Genomic DNA, 14238 nt, shown 5'->3' with positions numbered 1-14238 from the left:
CAGAATTGGAGCTTTTCAAAAAATGAGAATCGACAAACTCACCACCAAATTTCAGGAAGCGCTCTCCGACGCGCAAAGTCTCGCCGTCGGGCGCGACAACCAGTACATCGAGCCGGTGCATCTGCTCGCGGCGCTCATCGCGCAGCAGGACGGTTCCGCGCGCTCGTTGCTGGCGCACGCGGGCGTGCAGGTTCAGGCGCTGCAGACGGCGCTGAACGAAGCAATCAACCGTCTGCCGCAAGTTCAGGGCACGGACGGCAATGTTCAAGTGAGCCGCGAGCTTGCGGGCCTGCTCAACGCCGCCGACAAGGAAGCGCAGAAGCTCAACGACACCTACATCGCGAGCGAGATGTTCCTGATCGCCGTTGCGGACGACCGTGGCGAAGCGGGCCGTATCGCGAAGCAGCACGGCCTGACGCGCCGTGCGCTCGAAGCGGCGATCAACGCCGTGCGCGGCGGCGCGCAGGTCAATAGCCAGGACGCGGAAAGTCAGCGCGAGGCGCTCAAGAAATACACCGTCGATCTGACCGAGCGCGCGCGTGCGGGCAAGCTCGATCCGGTGATCGGCCGTGACGACGAAATCCGCCGCTCGATCCAGATCCTGCAACGCCGCACGAAGAACAATCCGGTGCTGATCGGCGAGCCGGGCGTCGGCAAGACGGCGATCGTCGAAGGGCTCGCGCAGCGCATCGTCAATGGCGAAGTGCCGGAAACGCTCAAGGGCAAGCGCGTGCTGTCGCTCGACATGGCGGCGCTGCTCGCGGGCGCGAAGTATCGCGGCGAGTTCGAGGAACGCCTGAAGGCCGTGCTGCACGACATCGCGAAGGACGAAGGGCAGACCATCGTCTTCATCGATGAAATTCATACGATGGTCGGCGCGGGCAAGGCCGAAGGCGCAATGGATGCGGGCAACATGCTGAAGCCGGCGCTCTCGCGCGGCGAGCTGCATTGCATCGGCGCGACCACGCTCGACGAATATCGCAAGTACATCGAAAAGGACGCGGCGCTCGAGCGGCGCTTCCAGAAAGTGCTCGTCGATGAACCGTCGGTCGAAGCGACCATCGCGATCCTGCGCGGCTTGCAGGAGAAGTACGAGCTGCATCACGGCGTCGAGATCACCGATCCGGCGATCGTCGCGGCGGCGGAGTTGTCGCATCGCTACATCACGGACCGCTTTTTGCCGGACAAGGCCATCGATCTGATCGACGAAGCCGCGTCGCGCATCAAGATGGAAATCGATTCGAAGCCCGAAGAGATGGACAAGCTGGATCGCCGTCTCATTCAGTTGAAGATCGAGCGCGAAGCGGTGAAGAAGGAGAAGGACGAGGCATCGCAGAAGCGTCTGCAACTGATCGAAGAGGAAATCGACCGGCTCAATCGCGAGTATTCGGATCTCGAGGAAATCTGGACTGCCGAGAAAGCGGCGGTGCAGGGCAGCGCGCAGTTGAAGGAAGAAATCGAGAAGGTGCGTGCGGATATCACGCGTTTGCAGCGCGAAGGCAAGCTCGAAAAGGTTGCCGAGTTGCAGTACGGCAAGCTGCCCGAACTCGAAGCGCGTCTCAAGCAGGTGACGCAGGCCGAATCGCAGGAGCAGAACAACCCGACGCGTCCGCGTCTCTTGCGCACGCAGGTCGGCGCGGAGGAAATCGCGGAAGTCGTGTCGCGTTCCACCGGCATTCCCGTTTCGCGGATGATGCAGGGCGAGCGCGAGAAGCTCTTGCAGATCGAAGCGAAGCTGCATGAGCGCGTGATCGGTCAGGACGAGGCAATCGGTGCGGTGGCGGATGCGATTCGCCGTTCGCGCGCGGGGCTTTCGGACCCGAACCGTCCGTATGGCTCGTTCCTGTTCCTCGGGCCCACGGGCGTCGGCAAGACGGAACTGTGCAAGGCGCTGGCCGCGTTCCTGTTCGATTCGGAAGATCATCTCATCCGCATCGACATGAGCGAGTTCATGGAGAAGCACAGCGTCGCGCGGTTGATCGGCGCGCCGCCGGGATATGTCGGCTACGAGGAAGGCGGTTATCTGACCGAAGCGGTGCGCCGCAAGCCGTACAGCGTGATCCTGCTCGATGAAATCGAAAAGGCGCATCCGGACGTGTTCAACGTGCTGTTGCAAGTACTCGACGATGGCCGCATGACCGATGGCCAGGGCCGCACCGTCGACTTCAAGAACACGGTGATCGTGATGACGTCGAACCTCGGTTCGCAAGTCATTCAGGGCATGGTCGGCGAGCCGCAGGAAAAGGTGAAGGACGCCGTCTGGGAAGAAGTGAAGCTGCACTTCCGGCCGGAATTCCTGAACCGTATCGACGATGTTGTCGTGTTCCATGCGCTCGATCGCACGAACATCGAGTCGATCGCGAAGATTCAACTGGTGCGTCTGCAGGAGCGGCTGGCGAAGCTCGACATGCAGCTCGACGTGTCGGATGCGGCGCTCGAGCAGATCGGCAAGGTCGGCTACGACCCGTTGTTCGGCGCGCGGCCGCTGAAGCGCGCGATTCAGCAGGAGATCGAAAACCCGATCGCCAAGCTGATTCTCGCGGGACGATTCGGGCCGAAGGACGTCATTCCCGTCGATGTGCGGGAAGGGAAGTTCATGTTCGATCGCGTGGTGCATTAAGGGCGATCGGGCCGTCTCACTCACGGGACGGCCATGCTTGCGAAAAGGCAACGGAGCGATCCGTTGCCTTTTTCTTTTTTGAAAATCCGTTCGATCGCATGGATTCGGTGCGAAAGCGCACCGGACTCACAGAAATCTCGTCGATTGCATGGATTATCGCATCCGGATACACTAATTCGATTCTATCCTTGCGAACGCACGGATTCTCATCATGGAAATCGACATTCGGAACGCGAGTGATATCGGCGTCGCGGTGCGCGCCGCCCGCAAAGCGCAGCGGCTTCGTCAGGACGACGCAGCCGGGAGCATCGGCGTCAGCGAGAGTTTTCTCGGCAAGGTCGAAAAGGGCGCCGAGAGCGTGCATTGGGGCAAGCTCTTCCAGGTCCTCGATGGCTTGGGTGTGCGCGTGAGCGTCGATATACCCGACGAAGCGGGCGAGCTTTTCGCGGGCGAGGAAATCAAGCGTGACGCGCGTGTCGAGCGCGCGGAAAAGCGCCGTCGCGCGCGGGAGGACGCGGATGAATCCTGAGTCCATCGCGACGCCCGAAGGCCGGTGCAATCTGATCGCGAGCATCAACGATGTCGAAGTGGGCGTGCTCAACGCCGACGACGATATCTGGTCCTTCTCCTATCTGCCGACGTGGCGCGACAGCGCGGACGGCTATCCGCTGAGTCCCGCGCTGCCGCTGCAAGCGGACGTGTTGCGCGACGGCAGCACGCGTCGTCCGGTCCAATGGTATTTCGACAATCTGCTTCCGGAGGAAGGCCAGCGCACGCTGCTTGCACGCGACGCAGCCATTCGCAACGAAGCCGATGCCTTCGCGCTGCTCGCGCATTACGGCGCGGAATCGGCGGGTTCGGTGACGCTGCATCCACCCGGCGCGCGCGACGAGCAGCCGCCCGCCGAGCGCCGCTTGCCCGACGAAGCGTTGCAGGCGCGCATCGACGCGTTGCCGCGCGTGCCGCTCACGCACGATGCGCTCAAGCGCATGTCGCTCGCCGGCGCGCAGCACAAGCTCGCGGTGGTGCTGCGCGATGACGCGCTGTTCGAGCCCGCGGGCCGCACGCCGTCGACGCATATCCTGAAGCCGGATCATCAGGACACCGACGACTATCCGCATTCGGTCATCAACGAATGGTTCGTGATGAAGCTCGCCGACAAGCTGCGGCTCGGGGTGCCCGGCGTGCATCGGCGCTACGTGCCGTCGCCGGTGTATCTCGTCGATCGCTTCGATCGGGAATCGCGCGCGGGACAATGGCGCCGGCTGCATAGCATCGACGCGTGCCAGATGCTCGATCTCGCGCGCACGTTCAAGTACGAGCAGGGCAGCGTCGAGCAACTCGCGACACTCGCCGCCCGTTGCCGCAATCAGGCGGCGGCGCGCACGCGGCTTTTCTCGTGGCTCGTGTTCAACGTGGTCGTCGGCAATTCGGACGCGCATCTGAAGAACCTCAGCTTCCTCATCTCGCGCGCCGGCATCCAGCTCGCGCCTTTCTACGATCTGCTGTGCGTGGCCGCCTACGGCACGCCGTCGTATCAAAAGACCGAATGGCCGAAGCGCGCATCGTTCGCGTGGGACATTCTCGGCGCGCGTTACTACGACGACTTCGATCGTGCGCTGCTGCTGCGTGCGGGCGAAGTGCTCGGCATCGCAAGAAAAACAGCGGAGCGTCTATTGGATGCGCTCACGGGTTCGATCGTGCGCGCGGCGGCCGATGTGTACGCGCGCGTCGAAGAAGAGAACGCGGCGCTGCTGGCCAGACGGCCGGAACTCGCCGCGACCCTTGGCGGCGAGCTGATGTGTCTGCGCGTGATCCGCTACACGATCATCGCAGACATGACGCGCAAGCTCGCGGCTGCGTGAAAACAAAAGCCCCGCACGGCGCAACGCCTGCGGGGCTTTCGAGCAAATCAAATGCGCGCAGCGCGCGTTCAGCCCTGCTTCGGCTCTTCGCTCTTGCCGAAGAGACCGGCGAGACCGCCGAGCGAGCTGAGCGCGCCCATCAGATCGAGCTGGCCTTCGGGCGGCACCTGGCCATTCGGCGTCGCGCGATCGACGATATGCGGCAGCACCGCCGCGAGCATGCCCGAGAGTTGATCGCCGGAAACGCCGGCCTTCTGCGCGAGCGCGCCGACGTTGTCCTGACCGAGCACGTTCGTGAGCGTGTCCGGGCTGATGGGCTTGTTCTCGCCTGTGCCGATCCACGACTGGACCACATCGCCCGCGCCGTGCTGCTGGAAGCGCTCGATCAGGCCCATGATGCCGCCCGGCTGGCTATTGACGAAGGCGAGCGCCGCCGCGATCAGCGCAGCCTGGCCGGACTGGGCAGGTTGACCTTGTTGTTGCGACGAATTGCCGAGGGTGGAGGCGAGGATATCGATTAGGCTCATGGCAGTCTCACTACGAGAGGTTGCGGGGTGGGTTCGCCCGCGCCACCGGCTCGGAACCGGGTGTGGCGGCGCGGGCATCGGCCGCGAACGGCCGTTCAAGGATGGTCATTCGAAGGCAATTTCCCTTCGACAAGGTTCCCCGAAGAATTACTGACTGGCGGCCGCGGCGCTGGCGGCCTTATCTTTCTTGCTACGTTTCGATTTGCCGGACTTCGCGTCGCTTGCGGCGGACGGGCTCGATGCGCTCGCGGTCGCCGACGCCGCAGCGTCCTTTTTCGACTTCTTCGACGCCTTCGTTGCCGATGCGGGCGCAGCAGGCGCCGTGGCCGGCGTCTGCGCCGCCGTGGCCGCGGGCGAAGTCGCGGCGGTGGCCGCGGTCGAGGACTTGACCGTCGAGTTCGGCGCGGCGCTGCCGCCTTGCGTCGACGAGGTCGCGGGCTTCGACGTCTTGCCCGTAGGCGGCAGCGACGAACCGCCGACCGTCAGGCCGTTCTGCTCCAGATTCGCCACCGACTTGGTGCCGAGCCCCTTGACGCGGGTCGCGAGATCGTCGGCGTCCTTGAACGGGCCGTTCTTCGTGCGCTCGTCGATGATCGCCTTCGACTTCACCGGCCCGAGACCCTTCACCGCTTCGAGTGCCGCTTGATCGGCGGTATTCACATCGACCGCGGCGAAGGCCGCTCCCATCGACAGCATGAACGCTAGGCACAGCATCAACAGCTTTTTCAGCATGACGGCACTCCAGGCTTGAGAGAATGATTGAATCGATAAGTTCGGGCCAATCGGGAAGATGCCGTTAAGGATAGGGCAAAAAACTGTCCCGAACGATGACGCTCGCATTGTGCACGACCCCGCCGCGCGCACTTCGCTCGCGCACAATCTTTAACGTTGTGAAACGCCGGACGGATGACGTTGCGGTTTTCGCCGATGTGCGTTTCGCCGCGCATCACTTCGATGCAGCCGTTTTCGCGAACGCGCCGCGAACCTCGAAGCCGACTTTATCGACGACATCGCCTTGTGCGTCGACCAGTTCGAGCACGTGCCGGCCCGGCCACGGCAGCCACGCCGCGCGGGCGCCGCGGCCATAAGGCTTGCCGTCGAGCCGCCACGCGAGGCGCGCGCCGCTATCGGCGCGTTCGAACCAGACGCGTTGACGCGCGGGCGGAATGTCCGGGTCGAGCGCGAAGATCGTGCCGTCGGTCGGCGCGCCGATGCGTGCGGCCCGCGCATCGGCATTCGCGCCGCTCGCGCTCCGCGCCGCGTTCGCCGTGAGACCGACGGCGCTCATCTGCGTGCCGCGCACGAACCATTCGCTGCGCGCCGGCTCGATATCGTTCTGATACGTGACGCGCGTCGTCACGACGCCCGCGGGCGCTTGCGGCGCGCGGCTATCCGATCGCCGGTTCAGATACTTGACGATCGCGTTCCACGCCGGCGCCGCGCCCGTCACGCCCGAAACGTCCCACATTGGTGCGCCGTCCGCGTTGCCCACCCACACGCCCACGGTGTATCGCGAAGTGAAACCGACCGCCCAGTTGTCGCGCATGTCCTTGCTGGTGCCGGTTTTCACGGCGCTGAAACTGCGCGTGGCGAGCACGCTGTCGAAGCCGAAGGTGCGGGTGCGGGCGTTGTTGTCGGCGAGGATATCGGTGACGATGAAACTCGCGTCGGGGCTGAAGACGCGCGTGCCCGCCGGCGCCGGCCGATGTTCCGCGAGATCGAAGAAAGGACGTGCGACGCCGCCGTTCGCGAGCGCGCGATACGCATTGGCGAGCGTCGCCAGTGTCACGTCCGCGCTGCCGAGCGCGAGCGAAAAGCCGTAGTAATCGCCCGCTTGCGACAAAGGCAGTCCGAGCGCGACGAGCGTCTTCGCGAAACGATGCGGCGTGACCATCACGAGCGTGCGCACCGCCGGCACGTTCAGCGACGAGCCGAGCGCCGTGCGTACACTCACCCAGCCCTTGAAATCGTGATCGTAGTTCTGCGGAATGTAGAGGCCGCCGCCGGTCGCGAGATCGAGCGGCGCATCGTCGAGCAATGTGGCCGCGGTGACGCGCTTTTCGTCGATTGCCTGCGCATACAGGAAGGGCTTCAGCGTCGAGCCGGCCTGACGCGCCGCGAGCACGGCATCGACTTCCGGCGCGTTCGATAAACCGCCCGCCGAGCCGACCCACGCGAGCACCTCGCCCGAGCGGTTGTCGATCACGATGGCCGCCGCGTCGTGCACGTTGCGCGGATGGGCGCGCGCATTCAGCTCGGCGAGCGTGCGCGCGAGCGTATCGCGAACGAAGCGTTGCAGACGGGCGTCGAGCGTCGAGCGCACGCGCGCGCCTGCGCCCGGATGCACTTCGCCCGCGATGCGCCGCGCGAGATGCGGCGCGAGCGCGTCGTCGCCCTGAGCGAAGGCGGGCGCGGACGCCGTGCGAGTGAGCGTGAGCTGCACGTAGCTGTCGAGATTGGTGCACGGATCGACGTTTCGGGCAACGCCGTGCAGCGCCTGCATGTCGCGCAGGATCACGCAGCTGCGCGCGGCGACTCTCGGATACGGCGCGTTCGGCGCGCGCACGAGCGCGGCGGCGAGGGCCGCTTCGCGTTCGTCGAGACCGGAAGGCGCCTTGCCGAAAAGCGTCTGCGACAGCGCGGACAAACCGACGATCTCGCCGCGAAACGGCACGAGATTCAGATACGCCTCGAGAATCTGATCCTTGCGCCACGTGCGTTCGAGCCACAGCGCGCCGATCGTCTGCTCGGCTTTTTCGCCGATCGAGCGTCGTCCGGCGGGCTTGCCGTCATCGTCGATGAGACCGGTGAGCTGCATCGTCACCGTCGATGCGCCGCGCGTGCGCGTGTTCCACAGATTGCCCCACGCCGCCGCCGCCGCGCCGCGCCAGTCGACGCCCGCGTGCTCGTAGAAGCGCTTGTCCTCCGATACGACGATCGCCTCGCGCAACGCGGGCGACACGTCGGCAAGCGCGATCCAGTCGCCGCGCCGCGCGGTCTTGTCGATGCGCGTGCGCGCAAGCGGCTCGCCGTCGCGTGAGAGCAGCACCCAGTCGGAGCTGCGCCATTTCGCGCGCACGTCGTCGAAACCCGGCTGCGCGTGCGCCGCCGCCGACAGCAGGCACGCGATGACGAGAGCGGTGGCGCGCTTCATCGCGTCACTTCGCGGGCTGCGGTTTGACAACCACTGGCGCATTCGGCAGTGCGCCGAACGTCGGTGGCGCGTAAAGCGCTTCGACGCGCGTCGGCGGCAGGCCGAACGTGCCCGGATTGTTCAGGCGCATCGTGTATTCGACGCTCAGCTTGCCCTTCGGCAGATAGTCGTAATACGCGCGATAGCCGTCGAAACCCCGCTCGATGAACGCCGGCCACACGTTGCGATCCCGCTTTTCGCCCTGCGTCGCCGCTTCCGAGTCGCGGCCGAGGCCGGAGCCGAGTATCGTCGCGCCCGCCGGAATCGGATCGTTGACGACGACCCAGGTCATGTCGCCTTGCGCGTCGATATCGAGATGCACGCGCACGAGATCGCCGCGCGAGAGCACGCCTTTTACCGCCGGATCGACCGGCGTGACGGTCTTCACGATCCGGTAGCCCGCCGCGATCGGCGCCTGCAACGCAACGGCCGCGAGGCTTTCGATCGTCGCCCACGGTTTGCCGGCGCCGTCCTGCGTCAGCGTGAGCGAACCGCTGCTCCACGGCAGCATCACGCTGCGCACGTTCGCGGTCTTCGCTGCCGGCGTGGCCGATGCAGGCGCGGGCGCGGGCGCATCGCTCCAGTTCACGCTTTGCGTCGAAGTGCCGAGTTGAATCGACGTGTGACCCGCGACCGGCGTGCTTTCGAAGAGCCGCGAGAATCTGCCGATGGCGAGCGCGCCCCAGAGATTGGCCGTCGTCGTCTGCCACGCGCCGTTCTTCTGCAACGCGAGCAGGCCGGCGACGACGCGCGGCATCTCGTCTTTCCAGCCGGGCGCATCGGCGAAGATGAGCGCGGTGCGCGCGGCGTTCGTCTCCAGGCCGGTCATGAGCCACCACAGGTTGTCCTCGCGTTCGGTCGAGAACGTGAGGCGCGTGCCCTGATACATCAGCCGCGCGCGGATGACTTGCTCCGCCTGCGCGCGTTTCTCGTCGCGATTCGGAATCTCGTCGACGCGCGACAGGATCGCGTAGTAATCGAGCACCGCCGATGTCGGCCACTGATCCGGCGCGACCGTGATCGACCCGAGCATGCGCGGCTCGGCAAGACCGTAGCGCGACAACGCCTCGATCGCGGCGAGCTTCTCGAAGTCGAGATCGATGCGCGGCGTCCAGAACTTGCGTTCGATCTTGCCGTAGACGAAATTCGCGAGACCCGCCGCCATGCGATTGCGCAGATCGTCGGGCAGGGCGAAACGGCGGTCCTGCTTCGCGGATTCGTCGCTGACGGCGAGCAGATACGCCGTGAGGGCGGGGCTGCCGGTCGGGCGCGCGTCGTCGGCGGGCGGGAAGTAGTTGGCGAGGCCGTCGCGGTCGAGGTACGTCGGCATCTTCGCGAGCACGCCTTGCCATTGCGCCGCGTCCATCAGGCCGAGCGCGCGCGAAGTCTGCTGTTCGAGACAGTTGTACGGATAGCGCTCGAACCAGCGCCGCACGCCCGGCAGTCCGTCCGCGAGTTTCGGCTGCAACGATACGGCGATGCCGCCGCGCACGGCGCCATCGCTCGACTTGCTCGCATCGGCGGGCGGCGCGACGGGCAGCGTGAGCGTGCCGTCGACTTGCGCGATGGTCGCCTGCTGCACGTTCACCGGAATCGCCGGGACGACTCTCTGCGTCAGCTTGACGGCATCGCTCGCGGGCTTGGCGCCTGCCGATCCGGCTTGCTCGGAAGCGGTCACGTTCCATTCGAGCGTCGCGGACGAGTCGATGCCGGGCGCATCGGGCGTCGTCACATCCCACGCCACTTCCTGCGACGATTCCGGCGCAAGCTCGACCGTGCGCGCATCGAGCGAGAGCGTGCCGGCGCGCGGCGTGACGACGACGCGCATCGTCCGCGCGGTCGTGTTGCGCAGCGTGAACTGCGCGCGGAACGTATCGCCGACGCGCACGAGCGGCGGCAATCCCGAAATCAGTTGCAGGTCCTGCGTGCTTTGAATCGATGCGCTTCCGGTGCCGAACTGCCCCGCGCCGACCGCCGCGACCGCGACGATCCGGAATCGCGTGAGCGCGTCGTTGAGCGGAACGTCGACGCTGGCTTCGCCCTTCGCATCGAGCGTGACGCGCGGATTCCACAACAGCAGCGTATCGAAAAGTTCGCGCGTCGCGCTGTGGCCGCCGCCGCCGCCCGCGGGCACCGCCTTGCGCCCGAAGTGACGCCGCCCGATGATTTCCATCTGCGCGGTCGCCGTCTCGACGCCGTATGCGCGCTGCTGCAGCATCGCGTCGAGCACGTCCCAGCTCTGATTCGGCATCAGTTCGAGGAGCGCTTCATCGACGGCCGCGACCGCGATCTGCGTGCCCGCCGGCGCGGGTTTGCCATCGGGCAGCGTGACCTTCACCTTCACGTGCGCCTTGCTGCGCACGGTGTACGACTTCGCATCCGGGTTCACGCTGACCGCGAGCTTGTGCGCGGCCGTGCCGACCTTGATCGACGCGAGCCCGTAACGGAACGCAGGCTTGCTCAGATCGACGAGCGGCGTCGGCGCCTGATACTGACGGCCTTCGTACCAGAACGCGCGCGCCCATTCGACCGGCGCCTTCCATCCCCACGTGAAGAACGAATACCACGGCACTTCGCGGATGCGCCCGCGCAATGCGAGCACCGACACGTAGACGTTCGGCCCCCACGATGGCTCGACCTTCAGCTCGACGGTCGGATCCTTGCCGTTCAGTTCGACGACGCGCGTCTCAACGATGCCTTCGCGCTCGACCGCGACGAGCGCCGTCGCGGAACGGAACGGCATGCGCACCTGGAAGCGTGCGGTTTCGCCGGGCTCGTAGCTGGTTTTTTCGGGCAGCACGTCGATGCGGTCGGTGTTCTCGCCGCCGAACCATAGTTCGTCCGCGCGCGTGACCCAGACGGACGTGCTCGCGTTGGCGGCGCGGCCGTCGCCGTCTTTGGCGATCGCGATGAGATCGACGTTGCCCGCTTCTTTCAGCTTTGCATCGCAGGAAACGATGCCGTGATCGTCGCTCTTGCCGCTGCACAGCGTGCCGAGATCCTTGATCTCGGTGTGGTTGTCGTACGCATAGAAACCGCCGACCATGCGTTTGCGCGAACTCGACATCACGCGCGCGACGGCCTTGATCTCCACCGATACGCCCGCGTGCGGCTTGCCCTGCAGATCGAGCGCGATCGCCTGCACCGGCAGCGCGCCGCCGACCGATACCCAATGTCCCGCCTTCACGCCGACCGCGACCGCGGCGGGCCACAAGATCGTGCCGCCGCTGATGGTCTGCGTTTCGCCGTTCGGATCGGCGAAGCTCGCTTCGAGGGCGAGACGCTTCGGCGATTCCACCGCCGGCAGCGGCTTGATCGTGACCTTGCCGGCGCCGTCGCGATCGAGCGTGACGCGCAATTTGTCGGCAATGAGCTTCGTCGTCGTGTCGGCCTGCTGTTCGCTGTCCTCGTCTTCGGCGGGCGCGCTCGCGCCATCGTTCGCGGGCTTTCGATACGGCGCGAAGCTGAACGCTTCGTATTGCGAAGCGAAGGGCGGCGACACATCGCGCACGAGCGCGGAGACCTGGACCGGCAGATTCGATGCCGGTCCGCCTTGCACATAGTCGAGACGCACCGCGACCGGCGTGTCTTCCGCCGCGACGAGCCCCGGAGATTTGGCGTCGCCCGCCGTGACCGAGCCTTTGAACACCGGAAGACGGAATTCCTCGACGCGGAAACTGCCCGACTCGTACGACTGAGTCACTGTGTTGTCGTTGTCGTCATCGTCGTTCGACGAAGCCGCGCCGTTGTCGAGCGTCACGCTGTACTCGCCGAGCTTCGCGGCGACGGGCACGGTGAAGCTGGAATCGGCGCTATGATCCGCCGCCCATTGAAGCGGCAGATGCCATGTCTGTCCGCTGCCGACGTGCCGGATCGTCACGCGGCCCGGATAGCTCGCCGGGAACGCGAAGCCGTCGAGCGTTTCCACGCGCAGCAGATGCTTCATCGATACGGTTTCGCCCGCGCGCAAGAGCGTGCGGTCGAACACGGTGTGGGCGCGCGTCGTGCGCGCGGCGCTCATGTCGGTCGGCACGTTGAAGCGCCACGATTCGATGCCGCGATTCCAGTCCGACGTCACGAACGCCATATCCGTCCCGGTGACGGGATCGTTCACACGCGCCGACACGAAGAATCCGCCATACGCGAGACTGTGCTCGTTGCATGCGCGCGCGGCCGCGAGCGGCTTGCCGATTTTCGCGATGCCTTGCGCATCCGTTTTCGCGGTGGCGATTTCGTCGCCGTTGCAGTCGGTGATGCGCACGTCCGCGTTCGCGACGGGCTTGCCCTTGTCGAGCGTCGTGACCCACACGAGGCTGTTTTCGCGTCCCTGCTTGAAATGCACGCCCAGATTGGTGACGAGCACCGACGTGCGCACGTACATCGCCTGATGCTTGCCGAGCAGCGACGCGCCGAGCGCGGGCGAGGCCAGTTCGACGACGTAGAAGCCCGGCTTCGTCAGCGGAATGCCGACAACTTCGAACGGGCGCAGCGCTTTGGGATCGGCGGCGGGCAGCGTGAGCGTTTCGACGCCGCGTTGCTTGGCGAGCATCGACAGCGAGCGGATATCGATTTGCGGATCGTTCGATGCCGAGCCATCGCTGTTCGGGATGACGACCGGCGCGATGCCGTTGTCGAGCATCGCGGGCATGCGCGCTTCGATCGTCGAGCGCGACATCGAGATGCCGTCGAACATGTCGACGGCGCGCATCCATGTGCGGATGTCGGCGTCGGCGTCGAGTTTGAGCTTCGTGATCTGCGATGTGCCCGAATCGAGCCCTTGCACATGCAGGTCCGCTTCGACGTGACGCAGCGTCACGGGCAGCATCGCGGGCATGCCGGGTTCCGCGAATCGCTCGATGATGCCGAACGTCCCCGACGAGAATTTCGCGAGCGGCGGCATTGGGGCGGTTGCGGTCTTGAGCGGGAAGAGATCGGCGTTGGCGAGCGTGCGGCCGCTCACGTCCTTCAGATGCGCGGGCGCCTCGATGGTGAGATCGGCGCGCTCGGGCAGCGGCGCGGCGAACTCGACGGCGCTTACTTCGGCATCCTTGTCGCTTTCGTCGAAATGGGGCGACGCGTTGCCTTTCGGGCCGCGCAGCGCGAACTTCTGGGCATCGGCACGGCTGATCGGCGCGCTGAAGTTCAGCCGCAGCGGACGCAGCGGCGTGCAGGGCGCCTTCGCGTTTTCGCGTTCGCACGAGAAGCTCGCCGTGAAAGGCTCGCGCACGTTGAAGTCGAAGCGCTTCTCGACATCGTTCGCGATGCCGCTACGCCCCGTCACGCCCGTGCCGTACACGAGCTGCATTTTCGTCGCGGACGGCAAAGTCTGCTGGCACGCGAGCGTCAGCACGCGATCGCTTTCCTTTTCCAATCGGAAATGTTTGAGCAGGGCGGCGCGAGTGGCGTCGTCGACGGCGCGAACCGGGATGCGGTTGCCCAGCGCGTTCGATTCGCACCAGACGTTCTGAAGCACGGAGGCCTGGGTCGCCGGGCCATTTAGGCGCAGCACGAAGGCCTGATTCTCTTCGATATCGCCATAGCTCGGCATGATGCGCGTGACGAACGGTCCGCCCGTCTGGAACGCGAAATGGCGCGGGCCGGACAGCGCGTTGCCGGCCGTGGATGTGAGGCTGTCAGTGAGATCGAGCGCGCAGCGCACGCCGGGCGGCAGATCGTGTTCGAAGTCGAAAGCCCACGTTTTGGCGTCGATCCAGCGTCCCGAGCCGGCAGTCGCCGATGCCTGCGCGCCGCTGCAGACGACCTTGCCGGGCGCGGCGGCGGCTGCATCGCCGAATGCGATCATCGGTTCATCGAACTTTGCGACGACCTGCCGCACCTGGGCGACCTTGCCTTGCGGCGACACGCTCGCGATGCGGGCAGCATCGGCCTGATGATGCGCGATGCCGAATCCGAATGCGGCGATCAGCGTGGTTGCGGCCAGAATCCATTTTTTTGACGTTGTAATGCGGCTCATCCACTCGCTCCGAGTTTTCCTCGATGCGAAATTCTACTGGAGCCTTACGTCAATCTTTC

General features: G+C 65.6%; 7 protein-coding genes. 3 read left to right on the top strand and 4 right to left on the bottom strand.

Annotation, left to right across the window (positions count from 1 at the left end):
• The first annotated feature begins 22 nt into the window (after nucleotides 1-22).
• The 3 genes from clpB (at nucleotide 23) to AWB76_RS30135 (ending at nucleotide 4485) form a co-directional block, all read left to right on the top strand.
• A complete protein-coding gene (gene clpB, locus AWB76_RS30145; RefSeq protein WP_061163759.1) occupies nucleotides 23-2620 on the top strand; it encodes an ATP-dependent chaperone ClpB in 2598 nt (865 codons plus the stop codon).
• 211 nt (nucleotides 2621-2831) lie between these two features.
• Complete coding sequence (locus AWB76_RS30140) at nucleotides 2832-3149, top strand: helix-turn-helix domain-containing protein (RefSeq protein ID WP_061163758.1); 318 nt, start codon at nucleotides 2832-2834, stop codon at nucleotides 3147-3149.
• Nucleotides 3139-4485 (top strand): HipA domain-containing protein, encoded by a 1347-nt coding sequence (locus AWB76_RS30135; protein ID WP_061163757.1) that lies wholly within the window; start codon nucleotides 3139-3141, stop codon nucleotides 4483-4485. The genes AWB76_RS30140 and AWB76_RS30135 overlap by 11 nt, the downstream gene beginning before the upstream one ends.
• A gap of 68 nt (nucleotides 4486-4553) precedes the next feature.
• Here AWB76_RS30135 and AWB76_RS30130 read toward each other — a convergent pair whose 3' ends face one another.
• From AWB76_RS30130 to AWB76_RS30115, 4 genes are all read right to left on the bottom strand, one after another.
• A complete protein-coding gene (locus tag AWB76_RS30130) occupies nucleotides 4554-5012 on the bottom strand; it encodes a YidB family protein (RefSeq protein ID WP_061163756.1) in 459 nt (152 codons plus the stop codon).
• Nucleotides 5013-5159: 147 nt separating this feature from the next.
• Nucleotides 5160-5744: a ComEA family DNA-binding protein gene (locus AWB76_RS30125; protein ID WP_061163755.1), complete on the bottom strand. Its 585-nt coding sequence runs from the start codon at nucleotides 5742-5744 to the stop codon at nucleotides 5160-5162.
• 214 nt (nucleotides 5745-5958) lie between these two features.
• Nucleotides 5959-8166 (bottom strand): penicillin-binding protein 1C, encoded by a 2208-nt coding sequence (gene pbpC / locus AWB76_RS30120; protein WP_074171439.1) that lies wholly within the window; start codon nucleotides 8164-8166, stop codon nucleotides 5959-5961.
• A gap of 4 nt (nucleotides 8167-8170) precedes the next feature.
• Nucleotides 8171-14179 (bottom strand): alpha-2-macroglobulin family protein, encoded by a 6009-nt coding sequence (locus AWB76_RS30115; RefSeq protein WP_061163753.1) that lies wholly within the window; start codon nucleotides 14177-14179, stop codon nucleotides 8171-8173.
• Between the last annotated feature and the right edge of the window lie 59 nt (nucleotides 14180-14238).

It is taken from the genome of Caballeronia temeraria, assembly GCF_001544795.2.
GTDB lineage: Bacteria > Pseudomonadota > Gammaproteobacteria > Burkholderiales > Burkholderiaceae > Caballeronia > Caballeronia temeraria.
Note: the sequence above shows the minus strand (reverse complement) of the source record. Positions and strands in the feature narration are given on the sequence as shown.